The organism is Clostridium sp. AF12-41 (genome assembly GCF_003461685.1).
GTDB lineage: Bacteria > Bacillota > Clostridia > Lachnospirales > Lachnospiraceae > Otoolea > Otoolea fessa.
The window spans coordinates 67004-86391 of the sequence record NZ_QTXO01000004.1; the positions used below are offsets into that span (position 1 = coordinate 67004).

At 49.1% G+C, this 19388-nt stretch carries 14 protein-coding genes; 11 read left to right on the forward strand and 3 right to left on the reverse strand.

What is annotated here, in order from left to right:
* Positions 1-36: 36 nt before the first annotated feature.
* From DWV73_RS07735 to DWV73_RS07775, 8 genes are all read left to right on the forward strand, one after another.
* Positions 37-645, forward strand: coding sequence for a regulatory protein RecX (locus tag DWV73_RS07735; protein WP_117796356.1), 609 nt, complete (start codon positions 37-39; stop codon positions 643-645).
* Positions 646-865: 220 nt separating this feature from the next.
* Positions 866-2413: a ribonuclease Y gene (gene rny / locus DWV73_RS07740; protein WP_107000340.1), complete on the forward strand. Its 1548-nt coding sequence runs from the start codon at positions 866-868 to the stop codon at positions 2411-2413.
* Between the two features lie 484 nt (positions 2414-2897).
* Positions 2898-3809, forward strand: a complete 912-nt coding sequence (gene proC / locus DWV73_RS07750) for a pyrroline-5-carboxylate reductase (protein ID WP_347472256.1) — start codon at positions 2898-2900, stop codon at positions 3807-3809.
* Positions 3810-3864: 55 nt separating this feature from the next.
* A complete protein-coding gene (locus DWV73_RS07755) occupies positions 3865-4437 on the forward strand; it encodes an NUDIX hydrolase (RefSeq protein ID WP_117796358.1) in 573 nt (190 codons plus the stop codon).
* Between the two features lie 165 nt (positions 4438-4602).
* Positions 4603-5211, forward strand: a complete 609-nt coding sequence (locus DWV73_RS07760) for a hypothetical protein (protein ID WP_118482368.1) — start codon at positions 4603-4605, stop codon at positions 5209-5211.
* 364 nt (positions 5212-5575) lie between these two features.
* Positions 5576-6421, forward strand: a complete 846-nt coding sequence (gene xerA, locus DWV73_RS07765) for a site-specific tyrosine recombinase/integron integrase (protein WP_117796474.1) — start codon at positions 5576-5578, stop codon at positions 6419-6421.
* 135 nt (positions 6422-6556) lie between these two features.
* On the forward strand, positions 6557-7882 hold the full coding sequence (larA, locus tag DWV73_RS07770) for a nickel-dependent lactate racemase (protein WP_117796360.1): 1326 nt from the start codon (positions 6557-6559) through the stop codon (positions 7880-7882).
* Complete coding sequence (locus DWV73_RS07775) at positions 7882-8295, forward strand: hypothetical protein (protein WP_233430181.1); 414 nt, start codon at positions 7882-7884, stop codon at positions 8293-8295. Before larA ends, DWV73_RS07775 begins: the two co-directional genes overlap by 1 nt.
* A gap of 40 nt (positions 8296-8335) precedes the next feature.
* On the opposite strand, the gene DWV73_RS07780 is transcribed toward DWV73_RS07775, so the two are convergent.
* Both DWV73_RS07780 and DWV73_RS07785 read right to left on the reverse strand, forming a co-directional pair.
* Positions 8336-8821, reverse strand: a complete 486-nt coding sequence (locus DWV73_RS07780; protein ID WP_107000334.1) for a hypothetical protein — start codon at positions 8819-8821, stop codon at positions 8336-8338.
* Between the two features lie 150 nt (positions 8822-8971).
* Positions 8972-13228, reverse strand: a complete 4257-nt coding sequence (locus DWV73_RS07785; RefSeq protein WP_117796361.1) for a 2-hydroxyacyl-CoA dehydratase — start codon at positions 13226-13228, stop codon at positions 8972-8974.
* A gap of 352 nt (positions 13229-13580) precedes the next feature.
* Between DWV73_RS07785 and DWV73_RS07790 the strand changes: the two genes are divergently transcribed.
* From DWV73_RS07790 to DWV73_RS07800, 3 genes are all read left to right on the forward strand, one after another.
* Positions 13581-14423: a hypothetical protein gene (locus DWV73_RS07790; RefSeq protein ID WP_117796362.1), complete on the forward strand. Its 843-nt coding sequence runs from the start codon at positions 13581-13583 to the stop codon at positions 14421-14423.
* 112 nt (positions 14424-14535) lie between these two features.
* Positions 14536-15990: a pyruvate kinase gene (gene pyk, locus DWV73_RS07795; RefSeq protein WP_270523636.1), complete on the forward strand. Its 1455-nt coding sequence runs from the start codon at positions 14536-14538 to the stop codon at positions 15988-15990.
* A gap of 411 nt (positions 15991-16401) precedes the next feature.
* Positions 16402-17670 (forward strand): diaminopimelate decarboxylase, encoded by a 1269-nt coding sequence (locus DWV73_RS07800; RefSeq protein WP_022359661.1) that lies wholly within the window; start codon positions 16402-16404, stop codon positions 17668-17670.
* A gap of 282 nt (positions 17671-17952) precedes the next feature.
* On the opposite strand, the gene DWV73_RS07805 is transcribed toward DWV73_RS07800, so the two are convergent.
* Positions 17953-18981: a 3-deoxy-7-phosphoheptulonate synthase gene (locus DWV73_RS07805; protein WP_117796364.1), complete on the reverse strand. Its 1029-nt coding sequence runs from the start codon at positions 18979-18981 to the stop codon at positions 17953-17955.
* Between the last annotated feature and the right edge of the window lie 407 nt (positions 18982-19388).

Sequence of the window (19388 nt, forward strand, 5' to 3'; positions counted from 1 at the left end):
CAACGTGTGAACTGTAGCTATGAAAAGGGGCTGTATATGCGGATTGAACGCGTAGAATCCCTGGATAAGAGAAAGTGCAAAGTTTTCACGGATGAGGACTTTGCCTTTCTTTTATATAATGGGGAATTAGAAAAATACGGTGTCTGTGAGGGCGCGGTTTTGGAAGAAAGAACGGAGAGGGAGCTTTTGGATCTTTTAAGCCGCCGGGCACATGAGCGGGCGCTGAATCTTTTGAAGGTGCAGGACCGGACGGAAGGAGAAATGTGCCGCCGCCTTTTCCAGGACGGGTATCCGGATTCGATCGTGCAGGAGACGATTGGATTTTTGCAGGAATATCATTTTGTGGACGATGCCAGATATGCGGCGAATTACCTGCAGGTTCATGGAACGCGGAAAAGCCAGGCGGAATTGAAGCTTTACCTGCAGCGAAAAGGCATATCGCGCGAGATCATCCGGGAGCAGCTGGAAGAGACAGAACATGATTCGGGCGAGGCAATCCGCGTTTTGCTTGAGAAGAAGCATTACAGGGCGGGAGAGACAGCGCCGGAGGAGGAAAAAAAGATCATTGCCTATCTGATGAGGCGGGGATTTTCATGGGAAGATATCCGGAGAGAGATGAAGGAGCGGGAGGATGCATTTAGTTGACTTTCAGGCGCAGAGTCATTTACCAAAGATGATTTTGAATGGATTTTGTTTCATGACTGTGAACGTGCAAATGTATTATGAAACAGAACAGAACGCTGTCTGAAGGTGTCCCAGGAAGCTGGTTAGGAAGCGCTTATTCTGCTTGACATACTGTATAAAACCGTTTAAAATTATAGTATTGTATTTTCGTACAATGAAAACTAAATAAGGAGGTGCTCCTGTGTCACAAGTAATAATTGCGGTTATCGTTACAGGTGTTATTGTAGCAGCTATTACTTGGGTCGTTGCGAACCAGCATCGCCAGAAGACATATGAGGCGAAGATTGGAAGCGCAGAAGAACGATCCAGGGAAATAATAGATGAAGCATTGAAAATTGCTGAGACAAAGAAGCGAGAAGCTCTCCTTGAAGCGAAGGAAGAGTCGTTAAAGACAAAGAATGAGCTTGAGAAAGAAACAAAGGAAAGAAGAGCTGAGCTTCAGCGCTATGAAAGACGTGTACTGAGCAAAGAAGAAAACCTGGACAAAAAAGCAGAAGCGATGGAAAAGCGTGAAGCGGGTATGAATGTCAAGGAGGAGGCACTTAAGAGAAAGACTGCGGAGGCAGAGGCTCTCTATGAGAAAGGTATGCTGGAACTGGAGAAGATCTCCGGTTTAACCTCTGAACAGGCAAAGGAATATCTGCTGCGTTCCGTGGAAGAAGATGTAAAGCATGATACGGCGAAGCTGATCAAAGATCTCGAGGCGAAAGCGAAAGAGGAAGCAGAGAAGAAAGCCAAGGATTATGTGGTGACAGCGATTCAGCGCTGTGCTGCGGATCATGTGGCTGAGACAACCGTATCAGTCGTACAGCTTCCGAATGATGAGATGAAGGGACGAATTATCGGACGTGAGGGAAGAAATATTCGTACACTGGAGACTCTGACGGGCGTGGAACTGATCATCGACGATACGCCGGAGGCAGTTGTCCTGTCTGGCTTCGATCCAATCCGGAGAGAGGTAGCGCGTATTGCACTGGAACGTCTGATTGTGGATGGACGGATTCATCCAGCCAGAATCGAAGAGATGGTAGAGAAGGCACAGAAAGAAGTGGAAAACATGATGCGCGAGGAGGGCGAAGCGGCTCTTCTGGAAGTTGGCATTCATGGTATCCATCCGGAACTTGTCAAGCTGCTTGGTAAGATGAAATTCCGGACAAGCTACGGTCAGAATGCATTGAAGCATTCGATTGAGGTTGCACAGTTAGCCGGACTTCTGGCGGCTGAGGTGGGCGTCGATGTACGGACCGCCAAACGTGCAGGTTTATTACATGATATTGGAAAGGCAGTCGATCACGAGCAGGAGGGAACCCACGTAGAACTGGGTGTGGCGCTCTGTAAGAAGTACAAAGAGTCCGCAACCGTTATCAATGCAGTGGAAGCCCATCACGGCGATGTAGAGCCACAGAGCTTGATTGCATGTCTGGTACAGGCAGCTGATACGATTTCAGCGGCACGTCCAGGTGCGAGACGAGAGACTCTGGAAACATATACCAACCGTCTGAAACAGCTGGAGGATATCACGAACTCCTATAAGGGTGTTGATAAATCCTACGCAATTCAGGCAGGTCGCGAGGTGCGTATCATGGTTGTACCGGAACAGGTCAGCGACGATGATATGGTTCTGATGGCGAGAGAGATTTCAAAGCGGATTCAGGAAGAGTTACAGTATCCGGGACAGATCAAGGTCAATGTAATCCGTGAATCGAGAGTTACCGAGTACGCCAAATAAAACCCGGCAGCAGGGCTGCATGGAGTAAACTTGAGCATGAAAATAAAAGTCTTATGGATGAAGATACATTACATTCATAAGACTTTTTTGTTTCATGGGAAATTGCGTCCTATGAAACAAAAAAACGCTCCGCGAGGATGCGCGCTCGCGCGAAGCAGAAACATGTCGCAAGCGACCGCGCGAGACGCCCGAATGTGCCAAAGCACATTCTTTACATCTTTTTTGAGAGAGAAAGAAATACAGAAAAATACAGTTTTTTTTTCATGAAGCGGAAAACGGAAACTCTGTTTTTCGGACAGACTGAAAATTTGCATGAGCAGGGTAAAATAAAGGGTCGTGAGCGTGAAGGCAGGCGGAGAAATTTTGCTTGCAAACTGTCCAAAAGACGAGTATTATAGCATGATAGAGTTGAAAAATAGTGATTATTTAGCAGCTTCATGCATTTATTGTGGCGTAATGGTAAGAAGATTGAACCGTTACCAAGATGCTGAATAGAAAGCCAGATGTGGCTGTTGGAAAGAGCAGCTGCAGTCAGACAACAAATGGAGGCTCATCCGGCAGGGAAGTGCCGGATGGCAGATGGAGGGAGACAAAGATTATGGCGAAAATTGGTTTTATCGGAATGGGAAATATCGGCTATGCGATCATGCGAAGCCTGCTGAACAAATATAAAACGGAAGACATCACTTTTACGGATCTGAACCGCCGGAGAGTGGCACAGATAGAGAAAGAGACAGGTGTCAAGGCGGTTGACACAAACCAGGATTGTGCGGAAAATGCAAAATATATCGTATTAGCTATAAAACCGCAGTTTTATGACAATGTACTGGCAGATATCAAGGACCATGTAACGAAAGAAAATATTATTATTTCGATTGCACCGGGTATCACGATTGACAGTGTCAACGAGAAGCTGGGCGGTGACCGCCGTATCGTGCGTGCGATGCCGAACACGCCGGCGCTGATCGGCGAGGGTATGACAGGTGTCTGCTACGACAAGAAGCTGTTTGAAGAGACAGAAAAGCAGATGATCAGCAATTTCTTTGAATCTTTTGGTATGATGGAGATCGTTCCGGAATATATGATGAATGCGGTTGTATGTATCAGTTCCAGTGCACCGGCATACATCTATATGTTCATCGAGGCGCTGGCAGATGCGGGCGTTAAGTACGGCATGCCGCGAGATGTGGCTTACCGGATGGCGGCGCAGGGCGTTGTCGGCAGTGCGAAGATGGTACTCGAGACCGGCAAGCATCCGGGCGCACTCAAAGATGATGTCTGCTCGCCGGGCGGTACGACGATCTACGCGGTCAGCGTCCTAGAGGAGTATGGTTTGCGGAATGCGGTTATCAAGGCATGTGACGCATGCTATGAGAAGTGCATCGACCTGAAATAGTGAAAAAATGTTGAAAAAGAACCCAGAAGGAACCTGGATATAAGGGTGAGAAAATATGGAACAGGAAGTAGAAAAGCAGGCATCGCTGGAGTCCGTGCCGGTCAAACGCCTGAAACGAGAGTTAAAATATCAGGGAACCATCTTGAAAATGTACGAAGATACCGTCGAGGTAAACGGACATCAGGCAAAATGGGATTTTATCCATCATGACGGCGCGGCAGCGGTGCTTCCGGTTACGGAGGATGGAAAGATTCTCATGGTGCGTCAGTACCGCAATGCGCTGGACCGCTATACACTGGAGATTCCGGCTGGTAAGCTGGATTCGCCGGATGAGGCGAAGATTGACTGCGCGTACCGCGAGCTGGAGGAGGAGACGGGCTACCGTTGTGACCATCTGGAATATCTGATGAGCGTCAACACAACGATCGCGTTCTGTGATGAGGCGCTGGATATTTTTCTGGCACGCGATCTCAAGAAAACCCATCAGCATCTTGACCCGGACGAGGAGATTGAGGTAGAGGCGTGGGAACTTTCCGACCTTTTGAAACGGATCTACGCAGGAGAGCTGACGGATGGAAAGACTGTGTCCGCGATTCTGGCGTATGCCTGCAAAGCAGGACAGAAGTAAAAATAAGGATCAGCGAAGCACTGTGAGCATCTGTGATGAAATAAATATATGGATTAAACGTTGAAAGACGCATGAAGCTAACAGCATATAGAGGCAGATATAAAGGCATATTATAAAAAACACTGAATACAGATAAGGTAACAAAGGAATAGGCAGGGATTGCATGTGAAAAGGAGATTCCGGCTTCCGGCTTTAAGTACCTGGGATGTATCAGTGTTTTTTTGGATCCTTGGGATTGTATTGGGGACGATAGCAGCCGTTTGTTTTCAAATTTCGTCCGGGAGCGGACATGCCGGGCTGGAAAGTGTGCTGGCAGCGAGGCTTGGACAAGGAATTGGAGATCCATCGGGTGCCGGTTGGCATCTAAACGCCGGAATGAAGGCAGCCAGCCGGGGAACTTTGTTTTTTCAGGTCTGGCTGCAGCGGTCAGGGATGGCGCTGATGCTGTGGCTGGCAGGTATGACGCCGGTCGCATGTCTGGCTGCGTGGGGGGCTTGTCTCGTCTTAGGTCTGGAGCAGGCATGGCTGCTGTCAGGATTTACTGGCTGGGGCGGTTTTTGGGGACTGCCTGTATTTGTGGCAACGTTATTTCCACAGGTGGTGTTTTATATTCCTGTGTTCTGGCTGCTTCTTTCCTGGGCGCTTGCAAAGGAGAGGCGGATACGGACGGCTGGATTTTTAATCCTTTTATTGGTGCTGGGGATGGGAACTGCGCTGGAAGTGTGGCTGAATCCTGGTTTTGTATCATTACTGGTCTCACACTGCCCATTTTAATGGGGCTGTCCGAATAAAAATATAATTCAAAATTTACAACATATGGGGGTGAAAAAAGTGGACGCACCATATGTTGTATTTTTATGTAAATCAGTCGAAAAATGTAGGAAAAGTGGGGAAAATTATGTTTGATTTTATGGGAAAATGTAGATATAATGATACCTGCGGACGATAAAAGCCCCGCTTGTGGAGAAGAAGGTAAGTTGCAGATAGGGTGAGAAAACCTCAGGAGAATGGATGGTTCAGATGGAGAAATCGATAGGATTGCCGCGGAACGATATTTGCCCTGCAGGCTGGGGCTTTGGCAGAAAATGCCGTGAATAAAAGAATGGCGGAAATGGTTACGAGAATAGATTGGGGAAGTATGAGAGGGGAAGTAGACAGATTTGAACAGTACCTGCGGGAGGTAAAACAGGCATCAGAAAATACCGTACAGTCATATCGGAGAGATCTGATGCAGATGATTACTTATCTGGAGGAGAAAGAGATCCGGGAGGCGGCGAAGGTGACAAAGACCAGCCTGCATGGATATATTCTTCATATGGAAGAGCAGGGAAAGGCGGCTACCACCATTTCACGGATGATGGCGGCGATGAAAGCGTTTTTTAATTATGAATGTATGCAGGCATGCATCCGGCGGAACCCGGCGGAAAGTCTGCATGCGCCGAAAGTGGAGAAAAAGGCGCCGGTGGTCCTGAGTGTCGATCAGGTATCAGCGCTTCTGGCACAGCCATCCGGGCAGACACCGAAGGAGATTCGGGACAAGGCGATGCTGGCTCTTTTATATGCGACCGGAATCCGGGTGTCAGAGCTTATAGGGATCCAGATGGAAGATATCAATATGAACATTGGATTTCTGGTCTGTCGCGACGGGGAGAGGGAGCGGACGATCCCATTTGGACGTTCGGCGAAAGCAGCGCTGGAGGAGTATTTGGAACATGCGAGAAACGAGCTGCTGCGTGGAAAGGGATCGGACTATTTCTTTGTCAACTGTACAGGCGGCGCGATGAGCCGGCAGGGATTCTGGAAGATTATCAAATATTACGGCGAGAAAGCCGGGATTGAGGAAGATATCACACCGCATACGCTGCGCCATTCCTTTGCGGCGCACCTGATTGCGAGAGGTGCAGACATGCGGGCGGTTCAGACGATTCTCGGACATTCGGATATGGCAACGACGCAGATGTATGCGGCGTACCGGGGAGATTGAAAATATCATATAAATTATAAAAAATAAAGCACCTGTTTTGTGAAAGACTTGACAAAACAGGTGCTTTACTATATACTTTAGTGGTTTAAAGCGTAACTGTTTAACGCAGATGAGGAAATGTGAAGGAGAAAGACAATGGAGCAAGTACATTTAAAGTACGGAACGTCGGCGGTCGATTTTGAGATTGACGGTGCGAAGAGTGTAAAATACCTGTATGAAAATAAGATGCGGGTCATTGAAGATATAAAAGCAGAATTTCTGCATTGTGTGACGGATGGTGTGATTGGCACGAAGCCGTTAAAGGAATTGATTGCACCGACCGATCCGGTTACGATCGTGATCAGTGATATGACGCGTTTCTGGATGCGTCAGGACGTGATCTGCGAGCTTCTGGTAAAATATCTGCACGATGAGATAGGCGTGGGATATGACCAGATTGCGGTTGTGGTTGCACTGGGAACACACCGCAAGAATACGGCGGAGGATCGCAGAAAACTTGCAAGCGAGTTTGTCTACGACCATGTAGCGAGCGTGACTGACCATGACTGCGATGCGCCGGATCTGGTATACATCGGTACGACGTCCTTTGGAACGCGTGTATCGGTCAATCCGCTGGCAGTCGGCAGAAAGGTCATCTGCATCGGCGGTACGGTGCACCATCTGATGGCAGGCTACGGCGGCGGAAGAAAGAGCATCGTTCCAGGTATTGCTTCCCGTGAGACGATCCGCATGAACCATGAGCGTGCGCTGGATCCGGAGAAACCGATGACGGATGTGCGTGTCGGCAGCGGTCTGGTGGAGAACAACCCGATCAACCTGGATATGCGCGAGGCAGGTGCCATGGTACATGTTACATTCGGTATCAATATCGTGGTAGATACATCTTCCCGCCACAGCGGTTTATTCTGTGGTGAGTTTGACAAGGCATGGCAGGCAAGCTGCAGTTATGTACAGAAGGGATACGGACTGCCGATTGACTATCAGGCAGATGTCGTAATTGCAAGCTGCGGCGGTTTCCCGAAGGATCTGAATTTTTATCAGTCCACCAAGACGCTGTTTAACGCATCGAGAGCGGTCAAAGAGGGCGGTACACTCATTATGCTGGCGGAATGCCCGGAGGGAAGCGGTTCCAAGGATTTCTTCGACTGGATTAAGCCTCTCTCTAAGGGATGCTTGGATGAGGCACTGCGTGCGTCTTTCACTATCGGCGGCTATATTTTCTACGCAGCCTGCGAGTCCATCCGTCGTTCGAAGACGCTGCTTCTGTCTTCCATGGAGCCGGAGCTGGTTCGGGATATGGGCGTAAGATCGTTTAAAGATATGAAGGCTCTGCTGGCAGAGGTAGACTTTAACGGAAAAGATGTATATGTAATTCCGTACGGCGGAAGCGTGCTCCCACAGACAAAGGAAGCCTACGAGCGTATTTGCCGCGAGGCAGAGGAAAATGGAGGCGCGAAGTAATGAATATTCCGCTGCTAATTGTTATTTTATATGTGCTTCTGCTATTTGGCATCAGTATCTATGTGTCTTACAGCCAGAAAAAGGATTCAGAGAACTTCCTTTTATATAAAGGAAAAAATAATGCGTTTGTCGTGGCAGCTAGTATCGCGGGTCTGGCGATCGGCGGCGCTTCGACGATCGGTATCGCGGAGAACGCTTTTACCGTGGGGCTGTCGGCAGGCTGGTATGATACAGCATGGGCGATCGGCGCGGTTGTTTCTTCTATGCTGGCAGTCCGTTACCTGCGTAGAAGCCAGTACACGACCATCAGCGGTCTTGTAAGGGACCTCTATGGCACAAAGACGAAAATAGAAGAGCCAAAAATAGAAGAGTTTAAAGTAAAAAAGAACGTCAAACCCAAGCGAAAAACTTAGAATTTGACGTTCTTTTTGCATATTTATATTCGATTCGATGCTACTCAACCGTCCCGGCGTCTTTGATATAGGAAATGAAACTCTTCTTGATCGAGGTCACGATTTCTTTGCATTGTGTATATTCTTCGCTGTCGCTGGCATACTGCTCGTCGTAGTGCGGATCCAGAATGAAGATCTTGTTGCCGCAGAAGCCTAAGATGGTGCAGCCGTTTAAATCGCGGTAATGCGTGTCCTCAAATGCGAGAATGCGGAAGAGAAGTCCGCCTCCGTTGGCTTCATAGGCTGTTTTTTCATATACCTCGTAGGAATCCCCGCTCGGAACCATGATGAGTCTCGAAAATGCCTGGGATGGAAGTTTGAATGAAAAATCGTCGGTAATTACTTTGGAGCCGGTCAGCTCGATGGAGAGGTTGTCCGGGTCCTCCTGAGAAAAACTCACAACCTGTGCGGAATAATCAGCTGCATAAGACGGCGTCACGTAGAGAGCCGCAGCCAGAGCCGCGCAGAGGAATAATTTTGATTTCATCCTGAGATCTCCTTTTAGTCTGTCTTTTTGTTCCCCTATATAGAAGATAGGCTATGGAACCCACAGCCTATCTTAAACTCCATATAAATTTATTATAGCACAGACGTCTTTAAAAGTCAGCTGGAAATTTTATCCAAAATCAATCCAAAATCATCCAATTCTTGACTCCTTTTTCCTTTCTGGCAGGTTCTTCTGTGCGGTGGAAAGCATCAGTTTGATACGGTTCAGCTGATTGACTTCGCTGGCACCCGGATCGTAGTCTACGGCGATGATATTAGCCTCCGGATGGCTGGCGCGCAGTTCCTTGATGACGCCTTTTCCGACGATGTGGTTCGGCAGGCAGCCGAACGGCTGGGTGCAGATGATGTTCGTCGTGCCGCTGTGAATCAATTCCAGCATCTCACCAGTCAGGAACCATCCCTCGCCGGTCTGATTGCCGAGGGAAACGTAATGCTTCGCCATCGACGCCAGATCCTGAATCCGTGCAGGCGGAAGGAAATGTGTGCTGCGTTCCAGTTCGCGGCGGCAGGTGCGGCGGAAATACTCCAGCAGGGAGATTCCCATGTTGCACAGGTGTGCGGTGGAACGTTTGCCGCCCAGATTGTCGGCTTTGAAGTTGCTGTTGTAGAAGCAGTAAAGCAGGAAATCAAGCAGATCCGGCATTACAGCCTCGGCACCCTCGGCTTCCAGAAGCTCTACCACGTGGTTGTTTGCTAACGGGGAGAATTTTACCAGGATCTCGCCGACAATGCCAACCCTCGGTTTCTGGACATCGCGTCTCGGAAGTTCGTCGAAGTCATGGATAATACCTCGGATGTTGCGGTTAAACTCTGCCATGGATAAAGAGTGTTTCTGCAGCGATTTGATGCAGATTGCTTTCCATTTCTCATGCAGGGCATTGGCGGAACCGGCTTTTGCCTCGTATGGGCGGGTCGCATAGAGAACCCGCATGAAGAGGTCACCGTAGACAACCGCCTGCATTGCCTTGGTGAGAAGCGGCAGGGTAATCTTGAAGCCCGGATTCGTCTCCATGCCGTTGGCATTTAACGAGATAACCGGAATCTGCGGCATACCGGCGCGCTCTAAGGCACGGCGGATAAAGCCGATATAGTTGGAAGCACGGCAGCCGCCGCCGGTCTGGCTCATGATAACAGCTGTATGCTCTAAGTCGTATTTGCCGGAGAGCAGCGCATCCATGATCTGACCAACCACGATCAGGGACGGGTAGCAGGCGTCGTTGTTGACGTACTTAAGTCCTGTGTCGATAGCGGTACGGTCGGAGTTCTGCAGCACCTCCAGGTTGTAACCACAGCTTCGGACTGCCGGTTCGATGAGGTCGAAATGGATCGGCGACATCTGCGGGCAGAGGATTGTGTAGTTTTTCTTCATTTCCTTCGTGAAATAAACACGGCTGTATGCGCTGGAAACGATCGGTTTATGGTAGTGGCGCATCTCGCGCACACGAATTGCGGCGATCAGGGAGCGCACACGGATACGTGCGGCGCCGAGGTTGTTGACCTCGTCGATCTTGAGCAGCGTATAAATTTTGCCGGAACGGGTCAGAATATCATTGACCTGATCAGTAGTAACTGCGTCCAGACCGCATCCGAAGGAGTTGAGCTGGATCAGATCCAGGTTTGGCTGTGTCTTCACATAGGAAGCTGCCTCGTAGAGGCGGGAGTGGTACATCCACTGGTCGGTGACGATCAGCGGACGGTCAACGCGTCCTAAATGGGAGACGGAGTCCTCGGTCAGCACGGCAAAACCGTAGGAAGTGATGAGTTCCGGAATGCCATGGTTGATCTCCGGATCTACATGGTACGGTCTGCCTGCCAGCACGATGCCGTGGTGTCCGGTTTCTTTTAACCAGGCGATGACTTCCTCGCCCTTCTTTTCCATATCCTGACGGGAGGCGATGAGTTCCTGCCATGCCTTGTGAGCGGCGGCGCGGATCTCTTTCTCCGGGATCGACTGATCCCTGGTAAATTCTTCGACCAGACGTTTTGTCAGGATTTCCTCATTTGTAAATGCCATAAACGGATTCCGGAAATGTACCTTGTGATCCGTCAGGGATTCTACGTTGTTTTTGATGTTTTCCGCGTAGGATGTGACCATCGGGCAGTTGTAGTGATTTCCCGCTTCCGGGGTTTCGTTGCGCTCGTAAGGAACGCACGGATAGAAAATGTAGGTCAGTCCCTGGCGGATCAGCCATTCGATATGACCGTGCGCGAGTTTTGCCGGGTAGCACTCGGATTCGCTCGGGATTGATTCAATACCAAGTTCGTAGATCTGTCTTGTCGATTTCGGGGACAGAACGGTGCGGTACCCCAGTTCCCTGAAGAAGACTGCCCAGAACGGGTAGTTTTCATACATATTCAGGACACGTGGGATGCCGACGGTACCGCGCGGCGCCAGATCGGCGGTCAGCGGTTCATAATCGAACATACGGTGGTATTTATAGTCGAATAAGTTCGGAATGTCTTTTTTCTGTTTGTTGCCGCCCAGTCCGCGCTCACAGCGGTTTCCGGTCACGAACTGACGTCCGCCATCGAAACGGTTGATCGTCAGGACGCAGTGGTTTGTACAACCCTGGCAGCGTGCCATCGTCGTCTTGTAGGTCAGGCTTAAGATCTTGTCGATCGGCAGCATCGTGGTCGTCTTGGAAGCATCGTAGCGCTCACGGGCAATCAGAGCCGCGCCGTAGGCACCCATGATACCGGCAATGTCCGGGCGGACTGCCTCACAGCCGGAGATCTTCTCAAAACTGCGGAGAACCGCATCGTTATAGAAGGTACCGCCCTGTACGACCACGTGTTTTCCGAGATCGGAGGCGTTGGTAATCTTGATAACCTTAAACAGGGCGTTTTTGATGACGGAGTAAGCCAGTCCGGCAGAAATATCTGCGACGGAAGCGCCCTCTTTCTGCGCCTGTTTGACGTTAGAGTTCATGAAAACAGTACAGCGGGTACCGAGGTCGGTCGGATTTTTGGCAAAGAGTGCCTCCTTGGCAAAATCCTGTACGCTGTAATTTAAGGATTTAGCAAATGTCTCAATAAAGGAGCCGCAGCCGGACGAACAAGCTTCGTTGAGCTGTACGCTGTCTACGGTGCCGTCCTTGATCTTGATGCATTTCATATCTTGACCGCCGATATCAAGGATGCAGTCTACATCCGGCTCAAATGCCGCCGCTGCGTAGTAGTGGGAGATCGTCTCGACCTCGCCCTCATCCAGCATCAGGGCAGATTTTAAGAGCGCTTCACCGTAACCGGTGGAGCAGGAATAAGCGATCTGTGCTTTCTCAGGAAGCTGGTCGTGGATCTCCTGCATCGCGCGGATCGCCGTCGCCAGCGGGCTGCCGTTGTTGTTGCTGTAGAAGCGGTATAGAAGAGAGCCGTCCTCGCCGACAAGCGCCACCTTGGTTGTGGTGGAACCGGCGTCAATGCCGAGGTAGCAGTTGCCTTCGTAGGTCGCTAAATCACCTTTTTTGACGTCATGACTTGCATGGCGGGTTCTGAATTTTTCATAGTCAGCTTCATCAGTAAAGAGGGGTTCCATCCGCTTTACCTCGAAATCCATCTTGATGCCGTGGGAAAGCCGTTCGATCAGATCGTGCAGGCTGGCAGTTGTCTTCGGATCAGAGTTCATCGCCGCGCCGATCGCCGCAAACAGATGCGAGTGATCCGGGGCAATGATCTGGTCCGCCCCCAGATTCAGGGTGCGGATAAATGCCGCGCGCAGCTCCGAGAGGAAATGAAGCGGTCCACCGAGAAACGCAACATTGCCGCGGATCGGCTTGCCGCATGCCAGACCGCTGATGGTCTGGTTGACAACCGCCTGGAAAATGGAGGCGGACAGATCCTCTTTGGTTGCGCCTTCGTTGATGAGAGGCTGGATATCCGTCTTGGCGAAAACGCCGCAGCGCGCCGCGATCGGATAGATTGCCTTGTAATTTTTCGCGTACTCATTAAGACCGGATGCGTCCGTCTGAAGCAGCGAAGCCATCTGATCAATAAAAGAGCCGGTGCCTCCGGCGCAGATTCCGTTCATACGCTGGTCGATGCCGCCGGTAAAATAAATAATTTTCGCATCCTCGCCGCCAAGCTCGATGGCAACGTCGGTCTGCGGGGCATAATCCTTCAGGGATGTGGCAACCGCCACAACCTCTTGGACAAATGGAATGCCCAGATGCTTAGAAAGTGTTAAACCGCCAGAACCAGTGATGACCGGCTCAACGGTCAGTGCGCCAAGTTTCTCTTCACCCTCACGGAGCAGGTCCGCGAGCGTCTCCTGTATGTTTGCAAAATGACGTTTATAATCGGCGAAAAGAAGCTTACCGCCGTCTTCAATAATAGATACTTTAACCGTTGTGGAACCGATGTCGATTCCTAATTTTTTACAGGAATTCATGTACAATCGGGGCAGTGCCCCTTCCCTCCTTTGTATTACACATGTATTCGGCTATACTTTAACATAGAATAAGGAAGAAAACAATCGGTAGGGTGCGTTAAAAAGATGCTAAAAATGTGCAAAATTTGTTAATATCGCGCATAATGGGAGGAGGGTGTTCCTGTACAAGGAAAGGCATTTTCTGCGTGGAAAATACCGCTTTTTCTGAGTTGGAATGCAGCCGTTACCGATCGCAGGCAGGCACTTTTGGAACCGAATGTGCCGTAAGATAACGTGGTGGAAGCGAGAATATAATTTGACAAAGAATCCGCCGCTCTCTATAATGAAAGGAAAACGGCAAAGGATGTGAATTATGAATTTTTTTAGAAAATTAGAGCGCAAATTCGGTCGGTTTGCGATCCCGAATCTGATGTACTACATCATCATGATGTATGCGGCTGGATTTGTGATGAGCCTGTTTAATCCATATTTTTACGTGCAGTATCTGGCACTTGATGCGGCGGCGATCCTGCGGGGGCAGGTGTGGAGAATCGTGACCTTTCTCGTATGCCCGCCTCAGTCGGGCGTACTGTTTGCGCTGCTTGCGATGTATCTCTATTATTCGATTGGCTCGACGCTGGAGCGCGTGTGGGGAACCTTCCGATTTAATATGTTTTTCTTTATGGGCGTGCTGGGACACATCATCGCGGCATTTCTGGTGTACGGTGTGACCGGCTTTTCGGTGCCGATGTCCCCGTATTACTTAAATGAATCGCTGTTTCTGGCGTTTGCCTGCACTTTCCCGGAGATGCAGTTCCTTCTGATTTTTATTCCGATCCGGGCGAAATACCTCGGAATGATGTATGGAGCGCTTCTGGTCTACAGTTTCTTAACGGGTGGCATTATCGCGAAAATTGAGATTGTTGTTTCGATGCTCAATTTTATCATTTTCTTCCTGATGACGCGCAACTATCGGAAAGCCAGTCCGAAAGAGATGGTCCGTAAGCAGAAGTTTAAAAACGAGATGCAGAAGGCACAGATTCAGAAAATTTCGCTGACGCATCATAAATGTGCAGTCTGCGGACGCACCGAGAAGGATGATCCGAACCTGGAATTCCGCTATTGTTCGAAGTGTGCGGGAAATCTGGAATATTGCATGGATCATCTGTATACGCACAAACACGTGACGGAAGAAGAATTGAAAGATTCTAAATAGAACCAAGCGGTGGATTGTTTTTTTAGCAGGGGATTTAAATAGGTTGGATGAAGCATACAAAAGAGGTTATAAATGATTCACTGATGGGAAAAATCTCGATAAATGACAGAATATGAGGAGGAATGACAGAATGAAAAAGACAAAGATTGTCTGCACAATGGGACCAAACACCGATAACCGGGAGATTATGAAGGAGTTGGCGTTAAATGGCATGGATGTCGCACGTTTTAACTTTTCGCATGGCGATCATGCGGAGCATAAACATCGTCTGGAGATTCTGGAGAGTGTGCGCGAGGAGCTGGGGATTCCGATCGCATCGCTTCTGGATACCAAGGGACCGGAAATCCGTACTGGCAAATTAAAAGATGGAAAGAAAGTGACGCTGAAAGAGGGCGATCTGTATACGCTGACGACCGAGGAGATCGTGGGTGATGAGACACGCGGCTACATCAACTATGCGGGGCTGGCGGAGGATGTAAAGCCGGGTGACCGCATTCTGATTGACGATGGTCTGATCGAGCTGCACGTGCGGGAGGTCAATGGAACAGATATCGTCTGCCGGATTGAAAATGGAGGCGAGCTGGGCGAGAAGAAGGGTGTCAATGTACCGGGAGTACGGGTCAAGCTTCCGGCGCTGACCGATAAAGATAAGGAAGACATTCGTTTCGGCGTGGATGCAGGCTTTGATTTTGTGGCGGCTTCGTTCGTCCGCAATGCCGATGCGATCCGCGAGATCCGGGAGATTCTGGATGAAAAAGGTTCTGCTATGCAGATTATCGCGAAAATCGAGAATGAAGAAGGAATTGAAAATATTGATTCCATCATTGAGGCGAGCGACGGCATCATGGTAGCCCGGGGCGATATGGGCGTGGAGATACCGGCAGAGAAGGTTCCGCACATTCAGAAGATGATCATCCGCAAGTGTAACTTAGCGTGCAAGGTTGTTATCACGGCGACCCAGATGCTCGATTCAATGATCCGCAACCCGCGTCCGACGCGTGCCGAGGTATCGGATGTGGCGAATGCAGTGTACGAGGGAACCGATGCGGTCATGCTGTCCGGAGAAACGGCGATGGGAAGTTACCCGATCGAGGCAGTCCGCATGATGAGCCAGATCGCCGAGGAGTCGGAGAAATATCTGGATTATATGTTCTACCAGAGAAGAAAGGTATCGGCAGAAAATCTTCGAAATATATCTAATACGGTATGCTATTCATCCGTAGCGACCGCCTCCGATCTGGAAGCGCCGGTCATTGTGGCTCCGAGTGTCAGCGGATTTACGACGAGAATGCTTTCGAAATGGCGTCCGAAAGCATTGATCGCGGGACTTTCCCCGAGCATGACGGCTGTCCGCCAGATGCAGCTCTACTGGGGTGTTAAGCCGTTCCATGCAAAACGCGCTGAATCGACGGATGCACTCTTATTTGCATCGGTGGAACTGCTGAAAGAGAAAGGTATCGTCAAAGAGGGTGAAATTGTGGTTGCAACTGCGGGTGTGGTGACACGTGCCAACCGTCATGAACCGGTAGCCGATACGAATATCATGCGTGTAATGGTGGTAGAGTAGAGACCGGATTCTGCGCCTGAATTTGTGACCGGTTCATAGATGTATCTGGAAAATGATTCAATTTGTCCGGAGTTTGTGTCCTGGCGGAGAAAAGGAGAAAAATACCAGTTACTGTTCACAGGTAGGCACTTTTGGAACCGAAAGTGCCGTAAGAAAACGTGGTGGCAGCAGGAATTTGCCGTATTTAAATGCGAAGCCACGGCAAATTCCGTTACTGGGCACGTATGCGTGAACAGTAACAAATACCGCCCATTTGTGGGCGTTTTTCGGGAAATCAGTTGATAAAACACGGTTTTTGGTGTATAAATAGTAGCAGGACAAAGGAGTCTGGGCGTGCCGGGAGTAGTGTATGTTCCCGGTAGTCCAGACTTTTTAGTTTTATATGTAGATTTTAGTTCGGAGGATGTAAAAGTGGAGAAGAAACCATTTGTAACACGGGAGCAGCTGGAGGAGATCAAGAAAACATACCCGACACCGTTCCACCTGTATGATGAAAAGGGAATCCGCGAGAATGGCGAGCGCCTGATGCGTGCATTTTCCTGGAACAAGGGATTCAGAGAGTATTTTGCTGTAAAGGCAACACCGAATCCATTTGTAATTGATATTTTAAAGAAACTTGGATGCGGCGTGGACTGCTCTTCGCTGACAGAGCTTATGATGGCAAAGGCGATGAAGTACGATGGCGAGAAGATCATGTTCTCCTCCAACGATACACCGCCGGAGGAGTTCAAGATGGCTGCCGAGCTGGGCGCGATCATCAACCTTGATGATTTTACGCACATTGATTTCCTGGAGAAGACGATCGGTTATATTCCGGAGACGATCAGCTGCCGTTACAATCCGGGCGGACTGTTCAAGATCAGCAATGATATCATGGACAACCCAGGCGATGCGAAATACGGTATGACAACCGAGCAGTTATTTGAGGCATTCAAGGTGTTGAAAGCAAAAGGTGCGAAACATTTCGGTATCCATGCCTTCCTTGCAAGCAATACGGTTACAAATGAGTATTATCCGATGCTTGCGAAGGTATTATTTGAGGTGGCGGTCAAGCTGAAAGAAGAGACTGGCGCAGATATTAAATTTATCAACCTGTCTGGTGGCGTTGGCATTCCTTACCGCCCGGATCAGGAGCCGAACGATATCTTTGCAATCGGCGAGGGCGTCCGCAAGGTTTATGAGGAAGTTCTGGTTCCGGCTGGCATGGGCGATGTAGCGCTTTATACAGAGATGGGACGTTTCATGCTGGCGCCGTATGGCTGCCTTGTGACAACGGCAATCCATGAGAAACACACCTACAAAGAGTATATCGGTGTGGACGCGTGTGCAGTCAACCTGATGCGCCCGGCGATGTACGGCGCATACCATCACATCACGGTCATGGGAAAAGAGAACGAGCCGTGCGACCACAAATACGATGTAACCGGTTCCCTGTGCGAGAACAATGATAAATTTGCGATTGACCGGATGCTTCCGAAGATTGATATGGGCGATATCCTTGTCATCCATGATACCGGCGCACATGGTTTTTCGATGGGCTACAACTACAACGGAAAGCTGCGTTCGGCTGAACTGCTCCTGAAAGAGGATGGTTCCGTGGAGATGATCCGCCGGGCAGAGACACCGAAGGATTATTTTGCGACCTTTGATTTTTGTGATCTGTTTAAGGATGTGCAGTAAAAAAGAACGTTAAATTAATATAATGCAGGAAAGACGATTTTTATTGCATCGAAATGGTGAATCTTAAGAATTTCTTCATAATTTATTTAAAGAGAATACAAACATTTTGGAGAGAGGCATGATATACTATAACCATAATAAATGCATGATACAAAAGATTTAATCCTTTAACCTTTTTGAAATCCGAATTCCTAACGAAAAAAAGTCCGGCGGAGCTTTTCCATCGGACTTTTTTTCTGCATATTTCTAATTTTGTAACTGTTCAGTGCAGATACCTGTTTTTTATAATCCTTCAGCCATTTCATACAGCAGACGCTCGGAATCATCCCATCCCAGACACGGGTCGGTGATGGATTTTCCGTAGATGTGTTCGCCAACTTTCTGGCTGCCTGGTTCGATGTAGCTTTCGATCATGACGCCTTTGACGAAGTTACGGATATCGTCGGAGTGACGACGGCTGTGGAGTACTTCCTTGACGATACGGATCTGCTCCATGTATTTTTTGTTGGAGTTGGAGTGGTTTGCATCGATGATGCAGGCCGGATTCTTCAGATCACGCTCGTTGTAGAGGTCTAAGAGCAGCTTCAGGTCTTCGTAGTGGTAGTTCGGCAGGCACTGGTCATGCTTGTTGACAGCACCACGCAGGATGGTGTGGGTCAGCGGGTTGCCCTGTGTCTTTACTTCCCAGCTGCGGTAGATGAACTCATGACCGTGCTGTGCTGCGTGTACGGCGTTCAGCATGACGGAGAGTGCGCCGCTGGTCGGATTCTTCATGCCGACCGGTACGTCGATGCCGCTGGCAACGAGGCGGTGCTGCTGGTTCTCAACGGAACGTGCGCCGACTGCAACATAGGACATAACGTCGGAAAGGTAGGTCAGGTTCTCCGGGTATAGCATCTCGTCTGCGGTCGAGAAGCCGGTTTCTTCGATCACACGCATGTGAAGTTTGCGAATCGCGATCAGACCCTGGTATAAGTTTGGCTTACCTTCCGGATTTGGCTGGTGTAAAAGTCCCTTATAGCCGTCACCGGTTGTTCTAGGTTTGTTGGTATAGATTCTAGGAACCAGAATCAGTTTGTCCTTCACTTTCTCCTGTACCTTGGCAAGACGGTTTACATAATCAATAACCGCATCTTCCCGGTCAGCAGAGCACGGACCAATGATGACAAGAAACTTGTCGCTGTCGCCTGTAAAGACGTCACGGATAGCAGCGTCCTTTCGAGCTTTTTCTGCGGCCAGCTCCGGTGCCAGTGGAAACTGTGCACGAATCTCGTCCGGGGTCGGCAGCTTGCTGACATATTCAAATCCCATGAGTTTTATCCTCCTGTATTGTCTAAAAGATTTTCGCACTTTAAAGCGTATGATGTTTATTATAGTATAGAAAAATCAAATCATCAATAGGTTGAGGGAAAAGAATTTTATTTCTTTTATGCTATTTTTATGTGGCTTTTATAAAATAGACCGTAGTCTATAAAAATGGTTGACGTATTTATTAAAAAAGTGTAGAATATATTCCATATCAGCAATATTTAATTTTAGTTTGATATAGTTCCATATGAAAACGGAACCGTTCATGCCTCGATTGACTGAGAGCAAGGGCGCGGCGGTCACTGTTTTTGTACGAATCCCGCACAAGCGGGAGCAGCGTTTGTTTGTTTGGTGCTGCATATGTTTGCGTGTTTTCCGAGAAAAACAGAACATTTAGCAGAAATCTGGCA